The following is a 24,019-nucleotide window of genomic DNA, read 5'->3' on the forward strand; positions in this document are numbered from 1 at the left end:
CTCAGTGTGCAATAGAAAAGAGCCGCTTTTTCAGCGACTCTGCATCGACTTTGTTCAGCTGCCTGCCCTGCCCGAATTTCGAGAGCAGGGAGTTGGTGACGGCGGCGCGAGAGAAGATCAGGCCATCCGCCTCATCGCTTATCGGGCGATTCTTCTCTCCATTGAGAACGGCATCGGCAAAACCCAGTTCCACCGCCTTCTTCGCATTCATCCACGTCTCAGCATCCATAAGCCTCGAAATCTTCGCACGCGACATTCCCGTCTTGATTTCGTAGGCATTGATGATGCTCTCCTTGACCTCGGCAAGCAGTGCGATGGCGCGTTCCATCTCCTGCACATCGCCGATGGAAACGGTCATAGGGTTGTGGACTAATATCATGCCTACGGGAGATATTTCCACGGTCGAGCCTGCCATCGCGATGACGGATGCCGCCGATGCCGCAAGTCCGTCAATCTTGACCGTGACACTGCCCGAATAGTCCATCAGCATGTTGTAGATCTGCGCCGCCGCAAAGCAGTCGCCGCCGGGCGAATTGATCCAGAGAACGACATCTCCCTTTCCTGCATGAAGCTCCTCGCGGAAGATGGCAGGCGTGACTTCATCGCCGAACCATGTCTCATCCGAAATCTCGCCGTCAAGGAGCAGTGTGCGCTTCTCCCCCTCGTTTCGCACCCAGTTCCAAAATTTACGTTTCATCATTTTCCCCCCACTGCTGTTTATTCGCAAACAACCCCGCATCCTTGAGCTTCGTCATACTGCCGTTGATGAGATAGAGGTCGCCGCCTTCTTCACCCTCAATTGGATTGAGGTCTTCGAGGCTTCGGATGTCGTTGGCGGAAAGCCAGCCGTTCTGTCTGCCGATGGCATATCCCTCCATGCGGCTCTTGTAGTCCCCGCGCAAAAGCCCGTCCACTTTGAAGCGGATGAAATATTCCTTCCGCTCCTTATCCGTAAGCAGTGCTTTCTGCAGCGACTGCTCCCAGCGCACCACCCACGGATTCAACGTGTACTTTACGAACTCCAACGACTGCTGCTCGATATTGTTGAAGCTGGATTTTTCCAAGTCACCGATCATGTGCGGCGGCACGCGATAGAGCCTCGCAATCTCGTCGATCTGGAACTTCCTCGTCTCAAGGAACTGCGCTTCTTCGGGCGGTATGGCAATCTGCTGATACTTGACGCCTTCTTCGAGCACAGCAATCCTGCCCGTGTTCATCGTGCCACCGTAGACGGCGTGCCAGCTTTCACGGAGCTTCGATGGATCTTTCAAGACTCCCGGATGTTCCAGAACGCCGCCCGGACGCGCACCGTTCTTGAAAAAGGCTGCGCCGTATTCCTCCGTCGCAAGGGCAATCCCGATGGCGTTCTTCGCCATGGCGATGGGACTGTAGCCGACAAGACCATCGAAGCCGAGTCCCGGAATATGGAGCACATCCTCACGCCGCAGAGTAATCTGCCGCTGTCCTTTGAGATGCGGATTGGACTCGCTCATCGGTGTGTAAGTGTAAACGATTTCCCCAGATTCATCGCGTCCGACACTCATGCGATTGGGCAGAAGCGGGTACAGCCCCATCACGCGTCCTCGCCCATCACGCAAAATTTGTGCGTAGGAATTTCCCCACAGGAGCAGGTGAATCATCGCTGTCTCTCGAAATATGAAAGAGGTCATTTCGGGGTTGGGCGAGTCGTGGAGAAGAAAATAGAGCGGATGCCCCGGCACTCGCTCCTTCCCGTTCCCTCGATATTCATACAAATGAAGCGGAAGCCCGGCGATGGACTCCGCCAAGATGCGGACGCAGGCGTAAACCGCCGTGGTCTGCATGGCTGTGAATTCGTTGACCTTGGCTCCGGCGGCAGACTTGCCGAACACGAACGGCCAGCCGCTGAAGTGGTAGCTATTGGTGGGATTGTCCCGTGAGCGCAAGAGCCAACTGAAAATTCCCATATGTATCACGCTCCTTAAACTTTTAACAGCAAGGGTGATTATTTGATCTCCACTTTCCAACTTTTCGCTCTTACCACAATATGTTTTTCACAATTAATGGATCTAAGTCAATAAAGTGGACACCAAAATTGCGACTATTAAATCAGGCTCTCAGCATGTGAACCTCATCTGGTGTCTTGTAGCCTAGGCTACTATGTTTTCTTTTGTGGTTATACCAAGACTCAATATACTCAAAGATGCTATTGAAAGCTTCTTTTGCATCTTTATATTCCCGAAGATTAGCTTCCTCTTTCTTCAGTAAGGAATGAAACGATTCAATGCATGCATTGTCGTAAGGACATCCCTTACGACTAAACGAATGCCGGATCTTTTTCTTTGCAAGATAGCTTTCAAACTGATCACTCGTGTATTGAGCCCCAAGATCACTTTGAAGGATAATACCTTCCGGGTTAGAAACATTCAGACACGCATTCTCGACGGCTTTAACTGCAAGTTCAGCTGTCATTGATGTGTCATAGGCCCAGCCGATGATCTTGCGGCTGTATAAGTCCATGACAGATGCCAAGTATGTCCATCCATCTTTCTTTGTTGCGATATACGTGATATCTGTACACCATTTTTGATTGATTCCAGTGGTCTTAAAATCCTGGTTCAATATATTTTCCTTCTCTTCTACCGGATGGTTATTCGAGAAGTGACGGTACTTTTTAATTACTACAGAACCAATGCCTATGGCAGCCATTCTTCGCTGTACACGTTTTAAGCTGATATGCCAGCCATTACCGTGTAAATCTTTATAAATCTTAGGTGCTCCATAGCGGCGTTTTGTATCGTAGTATATCCTCAAAATATCTGCATCAAGCTGCTGTGTTTCGGATGCTCTCGTTGAAGAGACATGATGTATTACCTTGTAATAGGTACTACGATTAAAGTGAAGCATCTTGCACATGAGTTTAATTGGATATACATTTTGATATTCTGTTATGAAAGCAACGATTTGATTTATTGTTTTTTGGCGAATATGGCTGTAGCTTTTTTTAATATCTCGTTCTCCAATTCCAGTTCACGCATTTTCTTTTGGATGGCCCGATATTCTTTCAAGGAAATGGATTTGTTTTCATCCACCTCGATTGTAGGAGCATAGATCTTTTTCCATTTGTAAATTGTTTGTTCAACCAAGCCATATTCAGCCGCGAGTTCTGCAACTGGCTTACCAGCCAGATGTAGCTCAATGATTTGTTGCTTAAATTCTTCAGCGTAGTGTTTGCTATTGCGGGCCATGTGCAACACACATCCTTTCTTAAGGCAATTTTACTGTGTCGCACTTTTCGTGTCCACTAATTCATACTAGCATCATAAAACCAGTCGCAATGTATTGTGATTAAATTCAAATGTTGTAAAGTGTTACTGTTTGTTAAAGAAGGATTTGTCGAAAGAAATAGACCGCACTATTAAACAAACTTTGTTGATAATAATTTTTCTAGAGAAGAAGGTTTTAATATATGGAGGGACATTGATGGTTATTAATTTATATTTAAAATGTGATATATGTGAAAAGATTACAAATCTTAAATATCAGATGGGATTTATTAATCATCATCCAATAAGATTCAAATGCAAATGTGGCGTGACTCTTAACGGGGAATGGAATGAAAAAGATATTCATTTTAAAAACGCAAAGCAATTATCTACTGAAGAGATTAAACGATTGAACTTGAAGCAAATAAGTCAAATTATTTCTATTTCTCCCGAATTTCTCACAAATCCACCAAGTAGTGTTTATGACGCATTTGATACTATGCCTATATCTCCTTTTATTCGTACTACTATTGAGATAGAAAATTATGAAGAGTATAGGATGGAATTTCAAAGGATACTGACGTATAAATCTGATGGATTACAACTTGTTAAAAACTGCAATGATTTATATGCGGCTAAGAATAAGAAGGCATTAGAAAATGTTGTTCGCCGAGATATGCGAATGTCAGCACAACATTTCCCCATGGAGAATGACGCTGATGAGTTGCGTATTATGCTTTATGTAAATCAAAGTCAGTATATGAATGAGATTGGAAAGGATCATCTCTTACAAGCTCAAGAAATCTTCTCAAAGGCAGTGAAAGATCATAAATATCAAGTTGTAGGATTGGCTTTGCTACTTAACCGTGTTGGAAATTTGAATCGGTGGCAGCGAGATACAGTAAAGCTTCAACAAAGGATCATGGATAATATTGAGTATCTACTACCAGTCATAGGCGTAAATTACTATAAATCTACCAATGCAATATTAAAGAGTGCTAGGGTTATAACCACAGCTTCTTTTGAAGATGTAAAAAGTCTATATGTTGATCTGTATGAGCATATATGCCGAACAATGGGACTCGTAGCCGGTTTGGACAATATCTTCACCAGAGGTGATTTTAGAATACTGCGTAATGACAGCACCAATATTTTTAAAGGAAGAGTATTAGAAGGGTTAATAACTGAGAGCGTACATGGTAAAATAGTTAATTACATTTCAGATCTAGAACCATGTGAAAAACTAATAGGAAAATATCTTGATAAAGACGTAAGAAATGGTATCGGACATTTCAGTTATGATGCTCATGAGGTGGCTAATACATATGGCCAAATAATCAATTTTATAGATGCGAAGGACAAGACGAAATGCACGAATAGATCACTTAAAGAGATTTGTTATTATATTTGGCAAATGTATAAAAGTTTGGCAGTCATTTATGAGTTAATTTATAGATTTCAAATATTAATACTTGGTTTAAAAGGTATTACACCTAGTAGCCTTAAGATTGTTGGTACTAATACAGAACTAAAAAGTAGAACATATAGAAATATGATTAAAATTAGCCCTAATGATATATGTCCATGCGGATCAGGAATGAAATATAAGAAGTGTTGTGGAAGGAGACTGAATTAAAACAAAAGAAACTCTTCAGTCCGACTCTATAGGAGTCTATAATAGATTGATTTAATGTTCATTCTATGTTAATTCCTACTATGGTCTCAACAAAGACCTAAATGTATAATCAGAACACCAACACGCCCCGGCTGTCATAAACGCTTTCCCCATTATCATTCCCACATCGAATTGCACGGTCAAGAGCCATGATGAGGGCAATCGCCCCGTCAATCTTCTCCGTGCTTTTTGCTTTGTCGGCCTTGATGTTCCCTGCGGGGTCGGTGCGGATGAAGATGTTGTCCATATTCCACCTGAGCACCGGATGGCCACCGTGGGCGATTTTCTCTTCCAGCACCAGTTTCATGAGCTCCTTGGTGGGCGGTGACATGGACGCAAAGCCCTGCCCAAAAGGAACCACGGTAAAGCCCATTCCCTCCAGATTCTGAACCATCTGCACCGCCCCCCAGCGGTCGAAAGCAATCTCACGGATGTTAAACCGCTCCCCCAGCCGCTCGATGAATTTCTCGATGAAGCCGTAATGCACCACATTGCCCTCGGTAGTCTGGAGGGAACCTTGTCGCTCCCAAAGGTCATAGGGAACATGGTCGCGGCGCACACGGAGGTCGATATTGTCCTCTGGGATCCAAAAATGAGGAAGAACGGCGTATTTGTCATCGGCATCCATCGGCGGGAACACCAAGACAAACGCCGTGATGTCCGTGGTGGAGGATAAGTCCAAGCCGCCGTAGCAGACACGCCCTTCGAGGTCATCCTCATCAATCTTGAAGGCACAGGCATCCCACTTGTTCATCGGCATCCATCTTATGCTCTGCTTTACCCATTGATTCAGCCGAAGTTGCCGGAAGGAGTTTTCTTCGCCGGGATTCTGCTTGGCTGACTCGCAAGCCGCCTGTACTTTGTCGATGCCTACGGTGATTCCAAGGGAGGGATTTGCCTTCTTCCACGCGGCAGGAGAAGTCCAGTCTTCATCGGCACTCGCTCCGTAGATGACCGGGTAGAATGTGGGGTCAAACTTCCGTCCCTCCAAAATGTCGAGAGCCTTCTGGTGCGTTTCGTAGCAGATACTTTGCGTGTCCGTCCCGGCGGTCGTGATGAGGAAATACAACGGCTGCATACGGGCATCGCCGGAACCTTTGGTCATGACATCGAAAAGTTTCCTGTTGGGCTGAGTGTGAAGCTCATCGAACACCACGCCGTGGATGTTGAAGCCATGCTTGGAATAAGCCTCGGCGGACAAGACTTGGTAGAAACTGTTGGTGGGCGCATACACCATACGCTTTTGGGATGCGAGGATTTTCACCCGCTTATTGAGTGCCGGACATATCCGCACCATATCGGCGGCAACCTCAAAGACAATGCTTGCCTGTTGGCGATCTGCCGCACATCCGTACACTTCAGCTCGTTCCTCGCCATCTCCGCAACAAAGCAGGAGAGCGACTGCTGCGGCAAGCTCACTATTATGAGTCGGAACGAAAGATTCTCCCGCCAAATAACAATGGCTGGTGCTGTCCACCTGAATGCACTGCATTGGGATTTTCCCGTAGAGCGGCTCGATATTTTCCAGATAATGAAAACAGGAGCGAGTTTTCTTTACCCGCTCCCGTTTCCGGCAGATTTTCCTATGCAGCTTTGATGTTGGTTGGTCGGTAAAAGTGGTAAACCGAATGGTATAAAGCGTTTCACCCGTTGGCTCTCCGTAGCGTGTCGAGGGAGATTCGGTCATGGAGTTCTTGATTCCAAGGCTCCATAAAAGTTCCCTGACAGTTTCGGCAAGCTGCTTTACGGTGCTGACATAAACGCTTTGCGCCTTGCGTCTGCCAATGCATCCATCGGAATCCATCAGCCCTTGCAAAAGCTCCCACCGCTTATTTTCGGAGGCTCGAAAATAAGCCGCTGGGATAACCTTATCACGAAAGGTCGGCACGAGGATTTTCCGAAGTTCGTGATAATATACACGGACACTCCCCGGCTGACAGATAGTGTTGTAGGCACGATACGGAATATTTGCCATAACCGCCTGCAAATCTCCATCGCACACGGTGATTTCCGGCTTGGTGGCGCATCCGTTCCCCAGCCAGTATCCGTACAGGTATGGATCTATCGGCAAATCACGCTCTGCCGTTTGAAGGGGCTTTCCAACGGGAATGCGAATAACGGAGCGAAGTGCCTCATGCACATCATGCTTGTTCCGCTCCCTATGTCTCATCGTGCGCCGATAAATCTCGCCCGTTGTCCACAGAAAAGGCTTGGTCTTGCCCACGATGTATTCCACATTCCAAAGATGCCGTTCTCCGGCTACAATGGAGGAGCCGTCACGGAAAGTCAGCCGATAGGCTTGCTCTGTATCGTCAACCTCGCTCTTGGCTACCACACGGCAGGGATGACCGTTCTCATCGAAAACGGTATCGCCGACTTGCAAGTCTCCCATCGTGGCAAAGCCGCCCGGCGTAGGAATTTTGGTGTCCAAGGCTAACTGCTTTCCTTGCTTTTTCGGAATTTCAACATAGGCTGTATTGAATTGACAGTAGCCGTTTTTCTTAATGATGCCGAAAAGGTCACGGATTATCCGCTCCTGCCAGTCAATGAGGTCGAAGGGCTTTCCTGCCCATGTCCCCTTGGTATGGCAGAGACACTCGATGAATCCCACCGCATAATCTGCGGCATCGGCATCGTAGCGGGAATCCTTAGCCATGAATTTTGTCGGCGTGTAATCGGTCAATTTCCGCAAGCAAATCACCTCCCATCAAAAAGGAGCCGCCATAAGCGACTCCCAAAATCTATCTGTACGAGGAACAGCCCCGAAGGGCTGCGCTCGGTTGGTTTCGTTTTTCAGTTGTACATCTTCGTCAAAATGGCGTAGGCTCGGTAGCCAAGCTCCGTTTCCGGCTCCATGTCCCACCCACGCTCGTAATGCAGGAGCATCTTACCGTCGGCGCGGCATTCCAGTTTGGAAATCCTGCCGCCGTCAATGCCCCATTCCGAGCCTTCCTCGAAATGCTTTACCCAATACTGTACTTTCGTTCCGTCAATCTCGATGCTGCCTTTGCTCCACATGGTCGTTCCCTCCTTCGCTTGCTCTGTGCTTTTCCCTTTCGGCAGTCACATATTCCCGTACTTCCCGAGAGATTGCAAGCGATTCAGCGTGTATACTTTACCAAAGACAGGGCAAATCCTCAGCCGAAAGACTCTCCGGCTGGCTGTAATCGTAGGCATCGCCGAGGATTTTCTCGTCAAAGCCGAACTCCTTATAGGCTTGTTCGAGGATGCGGAGGTAATGCCCAGATGGAATTCCAAATTTCCGCTCCTCGTGCATGATGTAGGCCATGCCGCGAGTAAGTCCGCATTTTGCCCCATGCTCATCGGTTTTCACGGCTTGGATTGTCCGCTTGTAGTAGAAGGAAGGGAATCCCTCATAGCGGTCAAGCCGCTCCTCGTCGGCAGCCGAAATGCGCCAAAGGAGAATCGGCATGGTGAGTCCCTTTTCCCGCTCGATGGTGGCGTAGGCTCCCGTAAGACTACCCTTGAACATCAGCCGCCAGCCATCAAGCAACCCCGTCCCCAAAAGCTGCGCCTCCGGGCAACGAAACTTCATTTGCTCCACGCTCATGTTCGAGCCGTAGGCGATGTAAATTCTTCCCTTCATGTCCATCAATCTCCCTTCTGCTCTCGAAGCAACATCCACTTGTCATAATAACTTGCCATAATAACTTGGCTTCTACCACCCCAAGCCCGCCATCCGGCGGGTGGTTTGGGGTCTTAGTGCTTAGTGGATGTTTCTTCCAAAGCGGAAGGCTGCATCCCCGGCAAGGTTCCGGGTCAGGATGTCCCTTGCCGTGGCGAACTCTTCGCCGATGAATCCCATCCGCATCAGCCAAGTCCTCATCGCGAATTTCGAATTCTCATGTTGCGGCTCCTTGGGGCTTGCGGTCTTGAGGCTCTTGGCCATCTCGGAAAGGGCGAGGCAAAGCCGGATGTAACTCTTGAGTTCTCCACCGTGCAAGCCGCCCTTGCGCTCCGCCGTGGGGTTGGCGAATTGGAAAAGCCGGAATTCAATCGTCCCCTTGGTGAAGGTTGCGTGGTAATTGAGGCAATGATAGCGGCTGTCGTTGTAATGGTGGTCGCGTCCGTGGCTGGCGTAGTTTCCTTCGTACCAAATGTCCGCTAACTCCTCCATCGTCTTGGGCTTTTCCTTGTTGAGCCGTTCGAGGAAGTTGGGGTTGACCGTCCGGCAGTAGCGTCCGATGCGGCTCTGGTCAATCCGCATGGCGGCAATCAGGAGGCTCTCGTGGCTTGCCATCAGGTTGGCAAGGTTGCGGAGGGTTTGGGGCGTGTGGTCGGCTTTCCCGATGTGGATGTGGACTCCACACATATGTGCGGGGTTGCTTTTCGCTCCCTCGTGGCGCAGCCGCCGGATGAGTTCCTGCAAGTTTTCGATGTCGGCGTAGGTCAGGATCGGCGTGACCAATTCGGTCTGTTCGCTGCTGTTCCGTGCCTTGATGCTGACATCCCTCTGGAATTTCCACTCGCGTCCTTGGGCATCCCATGCGCTCCAAGTGTGGTAGCCGTTTTCGCTGGCGGTATCCTCGTAGTTGCCGGTGCCGAAAAACTCGGCGGCAATCTTGGCTGCCTTGCTGCGGCTGATGCCGTACATTTCGACTTCCACGCCGATGGTCTGGTTATTCATGTTCTCAATCTGCCGTGCGGTGGTCTCTTTCATTTTTGAAATCCCCTTTCTTTGCTTGCCCTGTTTTCTTTTTTCATGTACATATATGCCTCTGAAAGACACATATAGCAAGCGAATATTTGTGTATACTTGGGGATTTCGAGAGATGTTTTAAGGCAATGGCCCCTCTCCCGTCAGAATGAAGTGTATATACGCTTCTCGATGTTCCTCGATGAAGCAGACCAGTTCGTAGAAGCCGCTCTCGAAAGCCATGCGCTGGACGGCAGGAACGTCGAACATATTCACGCGCCCGGTATCGCGAATGGCCATGATCTGGCGAAAAACCTCGTCACTCATGGATTGCTTTCTCCTCTTACGATGCGGAAAGAGTCGATGCCCGGAAGCAAGTTCAGCGAAGAGCCTGTCTGCCAATGCACGAGAATCTGCCCCGCGTCGTCTACGCCCTGCACTTCGCCAAGGGTGTGGGGAGGCGGAGCTTGCATGTCCTCCATCGAGATAAGCTCCACCATCGTCCCTTTCGGATATTTTTGTCGAAGCGCGGCGATCTGCTCCCTACTCGGAAACTTCACAGTTTGCCGCCTCCTTCCGATGCCCGCATTTGAACGCGCTGCTGCCCGTGAGGTTCTGCAGCAAAATCCTGCGGCTCGTCTTGTAATCATCGCCGATCATGCCGAGACGCAGCAGGAAGCAGCGGAAAGTGTATTTCTCGTTCTCCGTCGGCTTCTCCTTCGCCATGGCGCGTTTCTGCTTCTGCGCCATTTCGCAGAGCTTGCTGATGAAATCCGTGTAAGCGCGTACCGTATCTTCGGCAATCTTTCCGTGAAACCATGCGAACTTGATCGTTTCTTCGGTCCGAGTGTACGTCGCTTTCTCGATGTTGAACGCCTTTTGAATCAGCTTCCCTTTGCTGGCAAGGAGCGCGTCCAGATTCTTCAGAGCCGTCTCCGTGAGGAAGCTGCGCGGGAGACTGATAGTGAGCTTGTCCTCGTCATCGGTCATTGCCGCTGTCTCCACTGCTGCCGCTCCCGCTGTCTCCACTTCTGCCGTTAGCATCTCGGGTTCATCTTCTTCGGCGACAAATCCTGCTTCCAGAAGCGCCGTGCGCACGCGCTCGACCTCCGCCGCGTCCTCGTTGCAAATGCTTCCGTCCGGCGTAATCTCTACCTCGCCCACCCGGTAAGAAAATGTCGGCGCTCCGCAGTAGACAGGCTGTTTTCCGAGTGCTTTGCCGACGACCTCGACCAGTTTCTTCCGCTGCTCCTTCGTGATGTTGTAATGAATCTTCATGGTGCAATCCTCCCTTGAAATAGTTTCACTACATACATCCCTCAAAAACAGGAATATAGCAAGCTATTTATGCTCGATTCGTGGTATTTTGCTCTGCCGCCGTCATGCGCTCAAGCATGTTGCCCGCAAGCCAGAGCGCCACCTGCACCACGCCCGGCAGGAACACGCAGTCGCGGAAGCGGCACCAGCCCGTTTCCTTCGCGGCACTTTCCTTCAAGGCGGCGATGTAGGCGACCGCGATCTCCTTCGCAGCGGGAAGCCCCTTCTCCTTGAGCCAGAGCACTGCCGCTTCTTTCGCTTCCTTCCGCACGAAGCCCACGGCATGAACCTTCATCTCGCTTTGCAGCATTTTCCAATCCACCATCTAAAAAACCTCCTGTTCGTAATCCGTTACGCCGCGTGCGATGGCACGGGCAAAATCGTCTTGCTTGTCGCGCAGAAGTTGTGCATCCTCCTCGTTGTCAATAAAGGCAAGCTCCACCAAGACCGCTGTCGCGCCCGTGTTGTTCAGGACGTACAGTCCGTTGACGCCGGGCTTCGCGCCCTTGCTGCCGCGATCTGCCGTACCGAGCGCATCGACGATCTGATGGCGGATACAGTCGGCAAGCATTTCTCCGTATGCGCTTCGGTGGTAATACCAGACTTCCGTGCCTCGCGCATTCCCGTTGCAGGCATTGCAATGAATCGAGATGAAAAGGTCGGCTTCGCTCTCGTTGGAGACATCGACAACTTCCTCCAAGCTGTCCGATTGGAGATTGCCAACGACCTCCACACCTGCATCCGTGAGATAGCCCGCTACCAAATCTGCGACATTCTTTGCCACGTCGCATTCTCGGAGTCCAAATCCGCACGCTCCTGGGTCGGGATTGCCGCTAGGGGCGTGCCCCGGATTCAAAAATATACGCATCACTCTTCCTCCTTCGCTTTCGACACATTCACATACGGAATGCGCTCTCCATCTCGCTCCAAATACACATCTTCCGTCGCTCCGTCTTTGCTCCGAATGTATCTTTCCACTGCCACGTCCACGAACTTCGGCTCAAGCTCCACGCCGTAGCAAACGCGCCCCAACTGCTCACAGGCGATAAGCGTCGACGCCGAGCCGAGGAAACCGTCGAGCACGATGCCGTTCGTCTGCGTACACTGGCGGATGAGATACGCCAGAAGCGGCACGGGCTTCGAGGGCGGATGACCGCAGCCATCCTTTTTCGAGTCCTTGATGCGGTCAAAGGAAAAGACTGTCGTCTGCTTCTGATCGCCGTACCACTTATGCTTGCCATCCTTGCGCCAGCCCCAGATAATCGGCTCATGAATGTACTTCCAGTCCGTGCGCGTGAGCACGAGGCGGTCTTTCTTCCACACGAGTCCCGCGCCAACTTTAAAGCCCGCATCCTCATAAGCGTCATGAAAGATGCGGGCTTTTGCTGTTGCATAGAATACGTAGATGGAAGCATCCGCTACCATCGCGGAGTGAAACGCCGTAAATGCACTCTTGAGAAATTCGTAGGCATCCTTGTCGGAAAGGTCGTCGTTCTTGATTTTTCCCGATGTGCTTTCAAGGCGGATCATGTACGGCGGGTCCGTGCAGACGAGGTTGACCTTCTCGTTGCCGAGCAGACGCCCGTATGTCTCCGGCAGAGTGGAATCCCCCACAAAGGACGCGATGCTTTCCGAGATGCCAAAGGTCGCCCGGTTGAGAGACACATGGTTTCTGCAATTCTGCATCTACATCGAAGTCATCTTCCTGCGCTTCGTCGTCCGTTGAGAGCAAATCGGCAATCTCCGCTTCGTCGAAGCCCGTGAGAGATACATCGAAGTCCATGCCCTGCAAGGCTTCCATCTCGACGCGCAGCATTTCCTCATCCCATCCCGCATCGAGCGCGAAGCGGTTGTCTGCGAGGATGTACGCTTTCTTCTGCGCTTCCGTCAGATGCTCGGCAAAGACGCAAGGCACGCTTTCCATGCCCTCCGCCTTGGCAGCGGCGACGCGCCCGTGACCTGCAAGGATGCCGTAATCCTTGTCAATGATGACAGGATTGATAAAGCCAAACTCTCGCAAACTGCCGCGCAGCTTGTTGATCTGCTCCTGCGAATGTGTCCGTGCGTTGTTGGCATAGGGCACGAGTTTGTCGATGGGTACGAGCTTCATCTCGCTTGTGGTTTTGTCCAAAGCCTTCACCTCACATTTTTCCTTGACCTAAGCAGCTGCTCCATTCGGTCTTCCTGTGGCGAGCCGCTGAACGTCGTCGTGCAGTTCTGCTTCACGATGTCGAAAATCTCGTACCAAAGCAGGTTGGACTGCTTCTGGAATGCCTGCCCCATCTGAACGAAGGGGCTTGCAATCGCGCCGCCTGTCGTCGGATGCTTGCCAATGAGCCCGTATTGACTCACAGCTTCCTCGCATTGAATGAAGCGAGCGAAGGCCTGCGCGTAGCTTTCGAGCAAGCGTGGATTCACCAATCGCTCGCATCCTCGCTCCTTGAGCCACAGCCATGTTTCGCGAAAAATCTCGTCCGCGCCGAGCGACTTGCCATTACGTTGGCGTGCGGACAGATACTCGCTCGGATTCGGCATATCTGCACCGAAAAGCTCTGCGGCATCTGCAAGGTCTGCACCGTCCAATTCCGTCATGGGAAACTCCATGATGTTCGCCGCCCTGCCGCCTGCAATCTTGTCCGCCAGAGCGTCGGGCTTGTCTCCCGCACGGATGCGCCTGCCGCCTCGGTGCGTGCCGTCCTTCGCCATCTTTCGCCCTCCTTTCTTTAATCCCCCGTTTGAACCGGTCTTTTTTCGCGCGTGACCCATCGCCGGTCCAGCAATGGCGCGGTTTTGGAGATTTTACCTCCCCGGGGGGGGCTAGGCATCTCCTCTGCTCCTCTGATGAATCTTTTCATGACACGACACGCAGAGCGACATGAGATTGTTCTCGTCATGCGTGCCGCCATCGCCGAGCGGCTTGATGTGATGCACGAGCGTCGCCGCGACGAAGTGTCCGTGCGCTCTGCACATCTCGCACAGCGGTTCTCGTGCTAAGTGTCGGTCGCGAATCCTGCGCCACACACTGCCGTATCGCTCATGTTGTCTGTAGCCGCGAGTGAAGTGCTCGTAGTGCCTCTGCATCGGCTTCTCGTGCTCATCGCAGTAACCGCTCTTCCTGTCCGTCAAGTTGGGACAGCCGCCGTAGCGACACGGGCGTTTCGGTTTCCTCGGCATCACTTCACCTCTCTTTGGGCATAAAAAAACCTCCGCTGGGAGTACTCCCTTTGGAGGTCGAGTTCACGCATACTCTTCTACTCTGAACTTTATCACATCAATGGGGTGACACGCAACGTGACTAACAGTGACATTCAGTAGCATTTGTGTGACATCAAGTGTCAGTTTTCGAGATTTTCCAAGATTTTTTTGTGAAGCCGAAGAACATTTCGGACGCTGCAGTCCATTTCCTCGGCAATCTCCGCCCATGTCTTGCCCAACACATAGCGGTTCCGTAAGAGGCATTGCCATTGAGGATTATTGATTTTGCCGATGAAGCCACTGATTTTCATTTTTATATTCACCAAACGGTCAATCTCGGAATCTAATTCTTTTTCTTTCTCCACGATGCGTTCCACCCATTTGACGTAGGACGCTTCCTCCGATGCGCTGTGGCAGACCCGTTCGTCCAAACGACTGCCGTTGATACTCTCGGCGAGTCTTCGGCATTGGTTAAGTTCCTCCAGTTTGGAGTTAATCAGCTGATCCAGCTTCAAGGCTTGGCTCAAAAATTCTTTTGCTGCCATATCACTCATCCTCCAATTCTTTCTTGATATGCTCGAAAAGCAACTGTCCGTCAAGCGAGGTAAGTTGTGCAAACCACTTGGAGTGGAAGAACCGCTCCGTTTCAGCCGCCATCCGTTCGCTCTCCTGGATGGAGTCTAACAATCGTTCTTCCTTGCTTTTTTCCTCCCGTTCCTTGGGGATCTTGAGGTTCTTCCATTCCTCACGGCGCTTTTCCTTATCGGCAAGCTGAGTGGCAACAACAGCTTCCAACGAATCGGTGCGAGGATGTTTTTTGAGAAACTTCGCGACTCTCCGATAGTCCGTCACCACCTGCTCGATGATGGCATTTGCCAGATTCTCGTAATTTTTCCGGTACACTTATCCCACCTCCGCTTTGACAGCTTGAATCAGCGCCGCCTGCGTCTTGTCCTTCTTCTTCAAGGCACGAAGGATTCTCTCGTCAATCGTGCCCTCGGCGATGATGTGCTGCACCACCACCGTCTTGGCGACCTGCCCCTGCCGATAGAGCCTTGCCGCGGTCTGCTGATAGAGTTCCAAACTCCATGTGATGCCGAACCACACAAGGGTCGAACCGCCGCTTTGAAGGTTCAGCCCGTGACCTGCACTGGCAGGATGAATCAGAGCAACGGGGATTTCTCCGCGATTCCAGCGGGCAATTTCCTCATCCGTATCCAGTCGGACACAAGGCACACGCGTTTCGATGCGCTCTGCATCATGCTTGAACCAATACGCCACAAGAAGCGGCTTGCCGTTCATGCTCTCGACGATGTCCTCCAAGGCGTCGAGTTTGCGGTCGTGAATATGCAGAACAGCCCCATCGTCCGTGTAGACCGCGCCGTTCGCCATCTGGGAGAGCTTGCCCGACAGGACTCCGGCGTTTGCCGCCGTCACCTCGCTGCCCTTCATTTGCAAGACCAACTGCTCGCACATCTCGGTGTATATCTTTCTCTCATCATCACTCATCTTCACCGTGTATTCGCTCTCAATCAGCTCCGGCATCCTCAGATGATCGGCGGCTTTCATAGAGATGGTGATATCGGAGATTTTCTCGTAAATCCGCGCCTCGGCTCCGAGCAAGGGAACGTAGGAGAACACGACCTGCCCATTGCGCTTGTCCGGCTTGAAGTAGTCCTGCCGATACTTCGTGATGAATCGTCCTAGGCGCTTTCCCATATCCAATACCTTGAATTCCGCGAACAAATCCATCAAGCCGTTGCCGGACGGCGTACCCGTCAGACCGATGGCACGGCTGGCGAGAGGACGAACCTTCATAAGCGCCTTGAATCGCTTGCTGCTCCAATTCTTGAACGAGGAGAGTTCGTCAATGACGATGGCATCGTAGGTGAAGTCCGTTTTCTCCACGAGCCACGGCACGTTCTCGCGGTTGATGATATAAAGCGATGCTGGCTTGCGTAAAGCGACCAGCCGCTCTTTCTCTGTACCGACTGCAACGGAATAGCGAATATGGTTCAAATGTTCCCATTTGCCGATTTCCTGCGGCCATGTGTTTCTTGCCACACGGAGCGGCGCAATGACGAGAACACGCCCAATCTCGAAATAATCAAAGAGTAGGTTGTTGAGCGCCGTCAGCGTAATCACCGTTTTCCCAAGTCCCATATCCAGGAGTACGGCGGCAGTTTTATGGCTTTCGATGAAATCAATGGCATACTGCTGGTAATCATGCGGTATGAACTTCACGGGGCATCACCTCCAATCTCATCTGAATTCATTACCGGAAAACTTCCTGTAGCACATCCACATGATAGGTGTTCACCATGCCGTATTTGGCGTCGTATTCTTTGCCGATGTGGTAGCCCTGTTTTCTGGACATCGCCGCTGCCTTGCGCCCAAGCTTGGCTGCAACATCCCGACTCACCCCACGGATTCCTGTGAGATTGGCATAGCCGATGATGGTGTAGTGACGCTGGTCGATGGTCATCTGCCTCGACTCCACCTCAAGAAGCCGCTCATCGACCTTGTCGATCCGGGCATTTGCCGCCTTGATCGCCCTTGCCTGCTCCACCATCCGCTGTGCGCTGCAGAGGAGGAATTCCTCTGGTGTCATGTTCTTCATGGGGTTGAAGTAGCTTTCTTCCAGCTCGTCAAAAACATCCCATGCCCGCTCCGTTCCCAGCATCTTGCTGTGGCGAGCCGCCCCTCTCTTCGTCCAGAGATAAATCGCGGATGCAAACTTGCTCACAGGCAGGTCGAAATTTTCGACTTGCCTCTTGAAGCTCTTGAGGTCAGCACCTTCGAGCCGAAAGTAGTGCTTGCCGTCCGTGAACCGCTCTTTGTTGTTGTTGAAATTCTGTTTGATGTGCTGGACATCGCATCCATACGCCTCAGCGAGTTGCTCCGTGGTCATGACCCGGATGTCGTTATGTTCTAAAACCGTAAGTTCATTCATGGTCGATCTCCTCCAATACGCTGTCAATCTGATTTATCTCGTCAATCACATACACCTTGAATCCCAGCCGCCGAAGCAGCCTGTGCCGCGCCATCTGCAAGGCTCTCGCCTTCTTCCCTGGCGCTTTCAGCTCCACAAAGCCCATCCTGCCGCCAGGAAGAAGCACCAGTCGGTCGGGCATTCCATCAAATCCCGGCGAGGTGAACTTGGGCGCGATGCCGCCCATCGCTTTGACTCTTGCTACAAGTTCCTTTTCGATGATTTTTTCTCTCATAACAGCTCAAAGATGTATTCCTTGGCGGCTGTCAAGGTTTCGATACGGCGATTGTTTTTCCATTGGTAACAATCGCCGTCGATGTCAACCTTGAAGTAAGGTCTGCCAAGGAAACTGTCTTGCTCGATGGTCAATTTCTGTTTTTTGAAGCGAAGTGTCAGCATGCCGCTTTCCTCACGCCATTCTTTTTTCAAGAAGTTTTTCTTGCGTCGGCTTTTAGCTCTGGCCTCCTTGTCACGAACTTTGGCGGCGAAAATATCTCCCTCCAAATTTCCGGCGCAGATACATCCGACACGGAGTTTTTCCGAAAAGTCCTTATGCGCCATCACATGGACAAACCGCACGTTTTTATAACCGCAAAGTTCACAGGTGAAGGCCGCCTCACCCCAATCAATGACATCTTCGCAATACCAGCCAACGAGCGGTGCGCCCATAGCTTCCAGTTTCTCACTGCATCGCTCGGTATACATCCTCTTTCCTCCTAACCACTTAAAAATTGGTGGTTACGTAAGTGGTTATCCTTTCAAGCCTTGATATGTCTATATAGATAACCACTTAACCACAGTAACCACTTAATACATACCCTCATATAGAAACGATGTAATCCATACTTCATTATCTTTTTCTATATATAAGTTAATGTGTGCGCGGAAAAGGTGATAAAGTGGTTATCTGAGCGAGAACCCTTGAAATCATTGGGTTCTTGGACGGTTTTTTCCTCGATTTTTAACCACCGTCATGTCAAAAAATCCTCATCAGGAGGGTAAATATTCTCCACTTGGATGGGAAAACAAAACACTCGGACATTTACGCCTTGAATATTCCGCAGATATTGACTGCGGCTTTTGCCTTGACTGTCCTCAAAGGTATCGACATAGCCCCGGTCTCGGAATCCTTTACGGCACTTGGTATAAGAAAAGCCGTTGTCCTCCAATGCCCGCCTCAGTTCTGTGGCGATGACCAGTACCTTGCCGGGTTCGATTTTACCCAAGCAAGGTATGGCGTCTTGGGCGAAGCGTTTTCTGTTGGCGGCAATCCAGTCGGTGACGAAATCGTAAGCCCGGTCAACAACATCCTCCGGCTCGTTCTCCTTGGCGTTGGTCAGTATGCGCTTGCCAAAGGAAATGGCATCCTTCCACGCCTTTCGCTTGGTTTCGCCGAATACCGATATTCCTGCGTGATAGTCCGCCAATGCCAATAAAGCTACCGTGTCCAGATGCACTCCTTGGTCGCCGTCGCCAATGCTCTCCCGGATTTCCTCAAACTCATCGCTCAAATCCGTGTCTACGATGTGTTCGAGATACACTTTCCCCGCGAAACCATAATGGTTTTCGCTTGCTTGGTGTACCTTGCGTCCAAAATCCGCATCGGAGATGGGCTGACCGTAAAGTTCCAAAACGCGACTATGTACGCCGTCCATGGTGGCCTCATTGGTAAGCGGCTGCTCCCCTGTGCTGATGATGGCATTTCGCCATACCGGGACTTCCTGCAATCCTCCGGCTTTCGCTCCACGAGTTTTGCCGTAGCCGTTGCCCAAAGAATAAACCACCATCGAGGGCGACAGCCTTCGCTCGTTCAAGACCTGCAATTCGTCCAAGCCCAAAGGCAAGTGGCGAAGAGTCCCTGCTCTCCGCTCCAAGCCGACAGCGGTGCTGTTGAAATTTCCCATGAGTTTCATGGGGTCTCCCCAAACGGATAGTGCGAATTTAAGAGCCGCCGTTTTGCCACTGCGGGATGAGTGCCAGATATGGATAATCGCCACACGCCTTTTCAGTTTTTCCAATAGGATGGAGGCAAAGGATGCAGCCATAATGGCTCGGGCGTATGTCTGTCCCCGTAGCTTTCTCGCAAAGGCAAGCCATGTCTCAAAATTTCCTTGCTCCTTCATTGCCGCAATCATCGCCGCATCGTCTTTGTCCTCATATTCCACCGGGCTTTCGAGTATATACGGGTAGAATTCCTTTTCCCCAAGCCAGCCGATACGACCGATACTGCGTACAAAAGGGATCTTTTTGTCGTTTTCTGCCTCGTAGCGGGAAAGATAATGAACCACGCCATCGGCGTTATCTGTAGACACGGGTACGCCATTATCTGCCAACCTGACTACCGAGGACTTGTTCAGCGCAATCGCCCTTGACACCATCAGCCGTTTCCATTTGCGGCTGCGATGATAAGCAAGCTCGAACCGCTCCGTGCCGTTGTCGATATTTTCCATTCGGCGTTCTATGACGAGCGGCTCCGGGCAAAGGTTTGAGGAAACGAGCGCACCTTCGTCGAAGTAGAAGGACTCCACCCCATACTCCATGGTGATGCGATAGCCTTTGGGCGTCATGGCTCCATGCAAATCTATGCCCTTCAGCTTGATTTCCTCCGGCTCGGCATCAAAAGGAATTCCAACGTCCCGCTTTTCCTCCTCCTTTTTGGCTATGCGGTCAAAATCCCGCATGCCGATGCCCACTTTTTTCGCCGCAAGTTTCAGCCGTGAATATTCGGCGGGGCAGTTTTCCTTGGCGTAAGGGAGCAATCCCACCACATAGGGGTCGAGGAGTTCTTCTGCCGACAAGGTATCCTTGCCCAAAATAATCTCCAACTGCTCGAACTTCGTGTAAAGGGCAAGAACGATGGGTGCCTTTACGCCGCAGCCGCCATCGGGGCAGGGAAACAAACCGCAATCCTTGATGTAACGGCAGGTGCAGGGTTTATTGGCATTGCGGGCAGAACGCAGCTTGTGTTGTGTTTCCATCGGGGAATAATGGCTGTACAGGGAACTCCACTCTTGAAACTTCTCCTCGCCGTCCTTGGCGAGCGCCACATTGGTGCAAAGGGCGTGCCACAGAGGTTCGCTGACGTTATCCGGCTGTTCGGTCATCTGCTTTAATGCCGCGCAGCCTTCCATGATTCTCTCGGCACTCCCAATGACACGTTCGTCCACATGAAATTCTTCCGTTCGCGGCTTGGGCGCATCCAATACGTAGGCGTGAAAATCTTCCGGCTTGTAGAACGCTTCATTTTCCGCAATCACCTCACAGGGGATTTTCTCCCCTATTTTCAGATTCATGCTGCCCACAGCCCGTAACATTCTCGCCGGGTCAAATACCGGGTCGATGCGCCATCCCCGTTCATCTTTCGCTTTTTTCATAAGGCAGCGTCCAAATCCCGCGAGAAGTTTCTCCATCTTATCCCGATTGGCATCGGTCAAATGAATCGGCGCGTCAAAGAGCCAGTAGGCATGAATGCCGTGTCCCGTAAAAACCGTGAAGGTCGCTTTCAGAGGAAACGCATCTAAAAAAGAAAGAACTTCCGCCCGGGATGCCGGAAGCATCTGTTCTCTATGCGCCTCGCTCTTGATGTCAATGTCGGCGAAAAGGCAAGTGGCGTACATGGTGTCTGCCGAATCACCGCGCACGCCATCTTTGATGCCTTTGCGTCTCGGCCAGGGGTGAATGTAGGTATTGCGGGTATCTCCCACCCTGCCGATTTCCTCCCGCATGGAAGCTATGGTCTCAAAGTGCCGCACTCCTTTGTCGGGAAGGGTGATCACGGAAAACGTGCAATTCTGGCATTTCCCGTAAAGAGTCTCGTAAAAATCCATTCATAGCACCTCCTCGCACTTCGTGGTGAAATAACGAATCTTCTTCCGCAGCCTCCCGGCATGAGCAATCTCCGCTTCCATGCCCTCGGTGATCTTGTCGCCGAACACCCAGACCTCGCCGCACAGCTTCAGAAGCTCGAAGTTCATCTGCATAACCTTCTCGCGCTCCGTCCCCTCCGACATGAACTGCGGGAAGTACAGGTGCGGCGCGAGAGGAATGCGCCCCTGGCTCACCGCAAACCTGCAGTATTGCCGCGCCCGCATGACATTGACGCGCGGGTTATCCCGATACGGCGAGCAGATGTAGGCAAACCGATTTTTTCGGATTGCCCTGTTGAGAGCAGCATACGCCGTCGGGTCGGCGTAACCTTCGTGGTTTTTCCAGTCCATCATCTGCCGCACCGTACCTTCCTGCTGCATTCCGTGCAGCAGATCGCCGTGCCGAAGAGATCGAATTTGGCATCGCCACAGAACTCGTTGAGGTCGATCGGCACTTCCTCTCCGCAGCGCGGGCAGCGGCAAAAGACATTCTCGTCGTTGATCTCGACTGTGACTTCCATAGCGTCGTTGATCGTTTCCTTGACATAGAACATAAAAGCGTTCCTCCTTCAAAACACCGGGCATCATAGCCCTTCACTATTGAAAGGACAGAAGATCGGATTCTTAGCGGATAAATCCACAAAATTTTTCCTTTCCTTATAAATGCCAGAGCCAAAAGCGGCTCTATTTTTTTTCGCTAAAAATAGCCGTTGCTGTCCTTTCAATAGCGAGAGGCAGAAACGGCAAAAATATTTAAATTTTATCCGCTGAAAACTCAGGTTTCTGTCCTTTCAATAGTGAAGGGGCAGGAAAGCCCCTCGGAAAGAGAGGTACATCCACATGGAAACTCAGAACGACAAGGAACTGGCAGAAGTGCTGGTCGCCATCAGCATCATTGCCAGGCGACTTGCGGACAAGCTGTCGGAAGGAGGGAGCGAGGATGGAAGACCTTGCAGCGAAGATTGAAGCCCTGCGGCTCTCGGCGAAATCCATCATGGACATCGCTGATGAACTGGCAAAAAATCTCTCATCGGAAGAGCCGACGCCGCCGTCCCTTGAGGATGTCCGGCACAAGCTGATACTTGCGGCGCAGGCGGGATTCAGTGCAGAGGTCAAGGCTCTCATCACGAAATACGGAGCCGATCGCCTGTCTGCAGTTGACCCATCCCACTATGCAGCGCTTCTTTCAGAAGCCGATGCCATCGGAGGAGTGAAGGCCAATGGGTAAGCATTCCCTACTCTCAGCATCGGCAAGCCAACGCTGGATTGCCTGCCCGCCGTCGGCAAGGCTCTCTGAGGAATACGCCGACAAGCCCAGCGAATACGCTCAAGCCGGAACCGACTGCCACGAACTTTGCGCCTACAAGCTGGAAAAGGCTCTGGGCAAGAGAGTTCGAAATCCCGTCAAGCACCTCTCCTTCTACGACGAGGAGATGGAGGAATGCTCCGACGGCTACCGGGATTTCGTCTTGGAGTGCATAGCACAGGCCAAGACATCCTGCAACGATCCGCTCGTCCTCGTGGAGCAAAGACTGGATTACTCTCGCTATGTGGACGTGGAGGGAAGTTTCGGCACGGGCGACTGCGTGATTGTCGCCGACCGTATGCTGTATGTCATTGACTACAAGCACGGCCTCGGTAATTTGGTGTCAGCAGAGAAGAACAGCCAGCTTTCCTGCTACGCCCTTGGTGCACTGGACTTGTTTGATGGCATCTATGACATCGAGCGCATCACCCTCGTCATTTATCAGCCTCGCCGGGCAAACATCAGCCTGTACGAGATGGGAAAAGACGAATTGCTCGCATGGGCAAGTGACACCCTCGCCCCCGCTGACAAACTGTCACAGGAGGGAAACGGCGAGTTTAAAGCCGGAGACCACTGCCAGTTCTGCAAGGCCAGGGCGAACTGCCGGAAACGTGCCGAATACAACCTGGAACTCGCCAAGTACGATTTCGAGGTTCCTGCCACCTTGGAGGACAGCGAAGTTGCCGCCATTTTGCCGAGGATTGACGATCTGGTTTCCTGGGCGGGCGACGTCAAGGATTATGCCCTGCAAAAAGCTCTCTCCGGCACCCGGTTTGATGGCTTCAAGGTAGTCGAAGGCCGCTCTAACAGAAAGTACACCGATGAGGATGCCGTAGCCAAGGCAGTCAAGGCGGCAGGCTTTGAGCCGTATGAGCAAAAGCTCCTAGGCATCACCGCCATGAGCCAGGTACTTGGCAAGAAGAAGTTTGAGGAACTCTTAGGCGAGCTGGTCTATAAACCAGCCGGAAAGCCGGTGCTTGTCCCCGACAGCGACAAGCGTCCGGCAATGAACACTGCAGCAGATGATTTTGGAGCGGCATCGACACTTTAGTGGCGCGAATGCCGCCCATGCGAAAGCGTCCCAAGAAGCCAAGCCCCAAGGCGCAGGCTGATTGGTTGACGCTGACCGACAAGGAAATTTGAGGAGGAACACCACTATGGCAAAATTTCACAATCCAACCAAGGTTATCACGGGCGTAAAGACGCGCTGGAGCTACGCCAATGTCTGGGAGCCGAAGAGCATCAACGGCGGCTCCCCCAAGTACAGCGTGTCGCTCATTATCCCGAAGAGCGATACCAAGACCGTGACGGCGGTCACGAATGCTATTCAAGCGGCATACGATGAGGGACAGAGCAAGCTCAAAGGCAACAGCAAGTCTGTGCCTGCGCTCTCGGCAATCAAGAATCCGCTGCGCGATGGCGATGCGGAGCGCCCCGATGACGAGGCTTACAAGGACAGCTACTTTATCAATGCGAACTCTGCCACGGCTCCCGGTATCGTGGATGCCGCCCGCCAGCCGATTCTCGAACGCTCCGAGGTGTATTCCGGCGTTTACGGTCGTGCCAGCATCAACTTCTACGCCTTCAACAGCAACGGCAACAAGGGCATCGCCTGCGGGCTGAACAACCTGCAGAAGATTTCCGACGGTGAGCCACTGGGCGGCAAGACCCGCGCCGAGGACGATTTCGCCGACGAGGACGAAGATTTTCTCAACTGATTAGACAAGGCTTCTGCCAGGGCGGCGGGGAGAAATCCTCGCTGCCTT

Annotated in this window: 29 protein-coding genes and 1 pseudogene; 5 read left to right on the top strand and 25 right to left on the bottom strand. The window is 51.5% G+C overall.

The window, feature by feature from the left end; all coding sequences use genetic code 11:
- Position 1: 1 nt before the first annotated feature.
- The 4 genes from ACO5Z0_RS09655 to ACO5Z0_RS09670 all read right to left on the bottom strand — a co-directional run bounded on the left by ACO5Z0_RS09655 (position 2) and on the right by ACO5Z0_RS09670 (position 3,227).
- Positions 2 to 697 carry a head maturation protease, ClpP-related gene (locus ACO5Z0_RS09655; RefSeq protein WP_485650128.1) on the bottom strand — a complete coding sequence of 232 codons (696 nt, stop codon included), beginning with the start codon at positions 695 to 697 and terminating at the stop codon, positions 2 to 4.
- Entirely contained in the window at positions 687 to 1,946 is a 1,260-nt protein-coding gene (locus ACO5Z0_RS09660) for a phage portal protein (protein WP_485650129.1), read from the bottom strand. Before ACO5Z0_RS09660 ends, ACO5Z0_RS09655 begins: the two co-directional genes overlap by 11 nt.
- 142 nt (positions 1,947 to 2,088) lie before the next feature.
- Positions 2,089 to 3,003, bottom strand: a complete 915-nt coding sequence (locus ACO5Z0_RS09665) for an IS3 family transposase (RefSeq protein WP_485650162.1) — start codon at positions 3,001 to 3,003, stop codon at positions 2,089 to 2,091.
- Complete coding sequence (locus tag ACO5Z0_RS09670; protein WP_485650130.1) at positions 2,949 to 3,227, bottom strand: transposase; 279 nt, start codon at positions 3,225 to 3,227, stop codon at positions 2,949 to 2,951. Before ACO5Z0_RS09670 ends, ACO5Z0_RS09665 begins: the two co-directional genes overlap by 55 nt.
- 130 nt (positions 3,228 to 3,357) lie before the next feature.
- Here ACO5Z0_RS09670 and ACO5Z0_RS09675 point away from each other — a divergent pair, with 130 nt between their 5' ends.
- Complete coding sequence (locus tag ACO5Z0_RS09675; protein WP_485650131.1) at positions 3,358 to 4,881, top strand: SEC-C metal-binding domain-containing protein; 1,524 nt, start codon at positions 3,358 to 3,360, stop codon at positions 4,879 to 4,881.
- A 109-nt stretch (positions 4,882 to 4,990) separates the two neighbouring features.
- On the opposite strand, the gene ACO5Z0_RS09680 is transcribed toward ACO5Z0_RS09675, so the two are convergent.
- The 21 genes and pseudogenes from ACO5Z0_RS09680 to ACO5Z0_RS09780 form a co-directional block, all read right to left on the bottom strand.
- The gene (locus tag ACO5Z0_RS09680) at positions 4,991 to 7,612 is read right to left on the bottom strand and encodes a terminase large subunit (RefSeq protein WP_485650132.1); all 2,622 of its coding nucleotides are present in this window, start codon (positions 7,610 to 7,612) and stop codon (positions 4,991 to 4,993) included.
- A gap of 101 nt (positions 7,613 to 7,713) precedes the next feature.
- The gene (locus ACO5Z0_RS09685; RefSeq protein ID WP_485650133.1) at positions 7,714 to 7,938 is read right to left on the bottom strand and encodes a DUF7678 domain-containing protein; all 225 of its coding nucleotides are present in this window, start codon (positions 7,936 to 7,938) and stop codon (positions 7,714 to 7,716) included.
- A gap of 97 nt (positions 7,939 to 8,035) precedes the next feature.
- Positions 8,036 to 8,527 (bottom strand): gamma-glutamylcyclotransferase family protein, encoded by a 492-nt coding sequence (locus tag ACO5Z0_RS09690; protein ID WP_485650134.1) that lies wholly within the window; start codon positions 8,525 to 8,527, stop codon positions 8,036 to 8,038.
- A 120-nt stretch (positions 8,528 to 8,647) separates the two neighbouring features.
- Positions 8,648 to 9,601, bottom strand: coding sequence for an amidoligase family protein (locus tag ACO5Z0_RS09695; RefSeq protein WP_485650135.1), 954 nt, complete (start codon positions 9,599 to 9,601; stop codon positions 8,648 to 8,650).
- A 117-nt stretch (positions 9,602 to 9,718) separates the two neighbouring features.
- On the bottom strand, positions 9,719 to 9,904 hold the full coding sequence (locus ACO5Z0_RS09700) for a DUF5049 domain-containing protein (RefSeq protein WP_485650136.1): 186 nt from the start codon (positions 9,902 to 9,904) through the stop codon (positions 9,719 to 9,721).
- Positions 9,901 to 10,137, bottom strand: coding sequence for a DUF4314 domain-containing protein (locus ACO5Z0_RS09705; protein WP_485650137.1), 237 nt, complete (start codon positions 10,135 to 10,137; stop codon positions 9,901 to 9,903). The genes ACO5Z0_RS09700 and ACO5Z0_RS09705 overlap by 4 nt, the downstream gene beginning before the upstream one ends.
- Positions 10,121 to 10,855, bottom strand: a complete 735-nt coding sequence (locus ACO5Z0_RS09710) for a virulence protein (protein ID WP_485650138.1) — start codon at positions 10,853 to 10,855, stop codon at positions 10,121 to 10,123. Before ACO5Z0_RS09710 ends, ACO5Z0_RS09705 begins: the two co-directional genes overlap by 17 nt.
- A gap of 67 nt (positions 10,856 to 10,922) precedes the next feature.
- The gene (locus ACO5Z0_RS09715) at positions 10,923 to 11,219 is read right to left on the bottom strand and encodes a prevent-host-death protein (RefSeq protein ID WP_485650139.1); all 297 of its coding nucleotides are present in this window, start codon (positions 11,217 to 11,219) and stop codon (positions 10,923 to 10,925) included.
- Positions 11,220 to 11,762, bottom strand: a complete 543-nt coding sequence (locus ACO5Z0_RS09720) for an N-acetylmuramoyl-L-alanine amidase family protein (RefSeq protein ID WP_485650140.1) — start codon at positions 11,760 to 11,762, stop codon at positions 11,220 to 11,222. It lies immediately after the preceding gene.
- Positions 11,762 to 13,025: pseudogene (locus ACO5Z0_RS09725) on the bottom strand (site-specific DNA-methyltransferase). Before ACO5Z0_RS09725 ends, ACO5Z0_RS09720 begins: the two are co-directional and overlap by 1 nt.
- 5 nt (positions 13,026 to 13,030) lie before the next feature.
- Entirely contained in the window at positions 13,031 to 13,600 is a 570-nt protein-coding gene (locus tag ACO5Z0_RS09730) for a P27 family phage terminase small subunit (RefSeq protein WP_485650141.1), read from the bottom strand.
- A 111-nt stretch (positions 13,601 to 13,711) separates the two neighbouring features.
- Positions 13,712 to 14,068, bottom strand: a complete 357-nt coding sequence (locus tag ACO5Z0_RS09735) for an HNH endonuclease (RefSeq protein ID WP_485650142.1) — start codon at positions 14,066 to 14,068, stop codon at positions 13,712 to 13,714.
- Between the two features lie 161 nt (positions 14,069 to 14,229).
- Positions 14,230 to 14,634, bottom strand: a complete 405-nt coding sequence (locus tag ACO5Z0_RS09740) for an RNA polymerase subunit sigma-70 (protein ID WP_485650143.1) — start codon at positions 14,632 to 14,634, stop codon at positions 14,230 to 14,232.
- A gap of 1 nt (position 14,635) precedes the next feature.
- A complete protein-coding gene (locus ACO5Z0_RS09745) occupies positions 14,636 to 14,992 on the bottom strand; it encodes a hypothetical protein (RefSeq protein WP_485650144.1) in 357 nt (118 codons plus the stop codon).
- Positions 14,993 to 16,333: an SNF2-related protein gene (locus ACO5Z0_RS09750; RefSeq protein WP_485650145.1), complete on the bottom strand. Its 1,341-nt coding sequence runs from the start codon at positions 16,331 to 16,333 to the stop codon at positions 14,993 to 14,995.
- A gap of 31 nt (positions 16,334 to 16,364) precedes the next feature.
- Positions 16,365 to 17,042 carry an ORF6N domain-containing protein gene (locus tag ACO5Z0_RS09755; protein WP_485650146.1) on the bottom strand — a complete coding sequence of 226 codons (678 nt, stop codon included), beginning with the start codon at positions 17,040 to 17,042 and terminating at the stop codon, positions 16,365 to 16,367.
- On the bottom strand, positions 17,035 to 17,316 hold the full coding sequence (locus tag ACO5Z0_RS09760) for a VRR-NUC domain-containing protein (protein ID WP_485650147.1): 282 nt from the start codon (positions 17,314 to 17,316) through the stop codon (positions 17,035 to 17,037). Before ACO5Z0_RS09760 ends, ACO5Z0_RS09755 begins: the two co-directional genes overlap by 8 nt.
- Positions 17,313 to 17,786, bottom strand: a complete 474-nt coding sequence (locus ACO5Z0_RS09765; RefSeq protein WP_485650148.1) for a hypothetical protein — start codon at positions 17,784 to 17,786, stop codon at positions 17,313 to 17,315. Before ACO5Z0_RS09765 ends, ACO5Z0_RS09760 begins: the two co-directional genes overlap by 4 nt.
- Before the next feature lie 266 nt (positions 17,787 to 18,052).
- Complete coding sequence (locus ACO5Z0_RS09770; RefSeq protein WP_485650149.1) at positions 18,053 to 20,908, bottom strand: DUF927 domain-containing protein; 2,856 nt, start codon at positions 20,906 to 20,908, stop codon at positions 18,053 to 18,055.
- On the bottom strand, positions 20,909 to 21,301 hold the full coding sequence (locus ACO5Z0_RS09775) for a DUF7768 domain-containing protein (protein WP_485650163.1): 393 nt from the start codon (positions 21,299 to 21,301) through the stop codon (positions 20,909 to 20,911).
- Complete coding sequence (locus tag ACO5Z0_RS09780; protein ID WP_485650150.1) at positions 21,298 to 21,501, bottom strand: hypothetical protein; 204 nt, start codon at positions 21,499 to 21,501, stop codon at positions 21,298 to 21,300. Before ACO5Z0_RS09780 ends, ACO5Z0_RS09775 begins: the two co-directional genes overlap by 4 nt.
- Positions 21,502 to 21,787: 286 nt before the next feature.
- Between ACO5Z0_RS09780 and ACO5Z0_RS09785 the strand changes: the two genes are divergently transcribed.
- From ACO5Z0_RS09785 to ACO5Z0_RS09800, 4 genes are all read left to right on the top strand, one after another.
- Complete coding sequence (locus ACO5Z0_RS09785) at positions 21,788 to 21,913, top strand: hypothetical protein (protein WP_485650151.1); 126 nt, start codon at positions 21,788 to 21,790, stop codon at positions 21,911 to 21,913.
- A complete protein-coding gene (locus tag ACO5Z0_RS09790) occupies positions 21,888 to 22,175 on the top strand; it encodes an NAD-dependent DNA ligase (protein WP_485650152.1) in 288 nt (95 codons plus the stop codon). The genes ACO5Z0_RS09785 and ACO5Z0_RS09790 overlap by 26 nt, the downstream gene beginning before the upstream one ends.
- Positions 22,168 to 23,304, top strand: coding sequence for a DUF2800 domain-containing protein (locus ACO5Z0_RS09795; RefSeq protein WP_485650153.1), 1,137 nt, complete (start codon positions 22,168 to 22,170; stop codon positions 23,302 to 23,304). Before ACO5Z0_RS09790 ends, ACO5Z0_RS09795 begins: the two co-directional genes overlap by 8 nt.
- A gap of 106 nt (positions 23,305 to 23,410) precedes the next feature.
- A complete protein-coding gene (locus ACO5Z0_RS09800; RefSeq protein WP_485650154.1) occupies positions 23,411 to 23,971 on the top strand; it encodes a DUF2815 family protein in 561 nt (186 codons plus the stop codon).
- The last annotated feature ends 48 nt before the right edge of the window (positions 23,972 to 24,019 follow it).

The organism is Selenomonas sp., from assembly GCF_057272215.1.

Bases quoted from the DNA above. Each gene is read 5' to 3' on its own strand.
- ACO5Z0_RS09685 (WP_485650133.1), bottom strand. From the start codon at position 7,938: ATGTGGAGCAAAGGCAGCATCGAGATTGACGGAACGAAAGTACAGTAT.
- ACO5Z0_RS09755 (WP_485650146.1), bottom strand. From the start codon at position 17,042: ATGAATGAACTTACGGTTTTAGAACATAACGACATCCGGGTCATGACC.
- ACO5Z0_RS09670 (WP_485650130.1), bottom strand. From the start codon at position 3,227: ATGGCCCGCAATAGCAAACACTACGCTGAAGAATTTAAGCAACAAATC.
- ACO5Z0_RS09780 (WP_485650150.1), bottom strand. From the start codon at position 21,501: ATGTTCTATGTCAAGGAAACGATCAACGACGCTATGGAAGTCACAGTC.
- ACO5Z0_RS09795 (WP_485650153.1), top strand. From the start codon at position 22,168: ATGGGTAAGCATTCCCTACTCTCAGCATCGGCAAGCCAACGCTGGATT.
- ACO5Z0_RS09690 (WP_485650134.1), bottom strand. From the start codon at position 8,527: ATGAAGGGAAGAATTTACATCGCCTACGGCTCGAACATGAGCGTGGAG.
- ACO5Z0_RS09775 (WP_485650163.1), bottom strand. From the start codon at position 21,301: ATGATGGACTGGAAAAACCACGAAGGTTACGCCGACCCGACGGCGTAT.
- ACO5Z0_RS09770 (WP_485650149.1), bottom strand. From the start codon at position 20,908: ATGGATTTTTACGAGACTCTTTACGGGAAATGCCAGAATTGCACGTTT.
- ACO5Z0_RS09740 (WP_485650143.1), bottom strand. From the start codon at position 14,634: ATGGCAGCAAAAGAATTTTTGAGCCAAGCCTTGAAGCTGGATCAGCTG.
- ACO5Z0_RS09800 (WP_485650154.1), top strand. From the start codon at position 23,411: ATGGCAAAATTTCACAATCCAACCAAGGTTATCACGGGCGTAAAGACG.
- ACO5Z0_RS09785 (WP_485650151.1), top strand. From the start codon at position 21,788: ATGGAAACTCAGAACGACAAGGAACTGGCAGAAGTGCTGGTCGCCATC.
- ACO5Z0_RS09700 (WP_485650136.1), bottom strand. From the start codon at position 9,904: ATGAGTGACGAGGTTTTTCGCCAGATCATGGCCATTCGCGATACCGGG.
- ACO5Z0_RS09715 (WP_485650139.1), bottom strand. From the start codon at position 11,219: ATGGTGGATTGGAAAATGCTGCAAAGCGAGATGAAGGTTCATGCCGTG.
- ACO5Z0_RS09655 (WP_485650128.1), bottom strand. From the start codon at position 697: ATGAAACGTAAATTTTGGAACTGGGTGCGAAACGAGGGGGAGAAGCGC.
- ACO5Z0_RS09730 (WP_485650141.1), bottom strand. From the start codon at position 13,600: ATGGCGAAGGACGGCACGCACCGAGGCGGCAGGCGCATCCGTGCGGGA.
- ACO5Z0_RS09660 (WP_485650129.1), bottom strand. From the start codon at position 1,946: ATGGGAATTTTCAGTTGGCTCTTGCGCTCACGGGACAATCCCACCAAT.
- ACO5Z0_RS09720 (WP_485650140.1), bottom strand. From the start codon at position 11,762: ATGCGTATATTTTTGAATCCGGGGCACGCCCCTAGCGGCAATCCCGAC.
- ACO5Z0_RS09760 (WP_485650147.1), bottom strand. From the start codon at position 17,316: ATGAGAGAAAAAATCATCGAAAAGGAACTTGTAGCAAGAGTCAAAGCG.
- ACO5Z0_RS09735 (WP_485650142.1), bottom strand. From the start codon at position 14,068: ATGCCGAGGAAACCGAAACGCCCGTGTCGCTACGGCGGCTGTCCCAAC.
- ACO5Z0_RS09710 (WP_485650138.1), bottom strand. From the start codon at position 10,855: ATGAAGATTCATTACAACATCACGAAGGAGCAGCGGAAGAAACTGGTC.
- ACO5Z0_RS09695 (WP_485650135.1), bottom strand. From the start codon at position 9,601: ATGAAAGAGACCACCGCACGGCAGATTGAGAACATGAATAACCAGACC.
- ACO5Z0_RS09765 (WP_485650148.1), bottom strand. From the start codon at position 17,786: ATGTATACCGAGCGATGCAGTGAGAAACTGGAAGCTATGGGCGCACCG.
- ACO5Z0_RS09790 (WP_485650152.1), top strand. From the start codon at position 21,888: ATGGAAGACCTTGCAGCGAAGATTGAAGCCCTGCGGCTCTCGGCGAAA.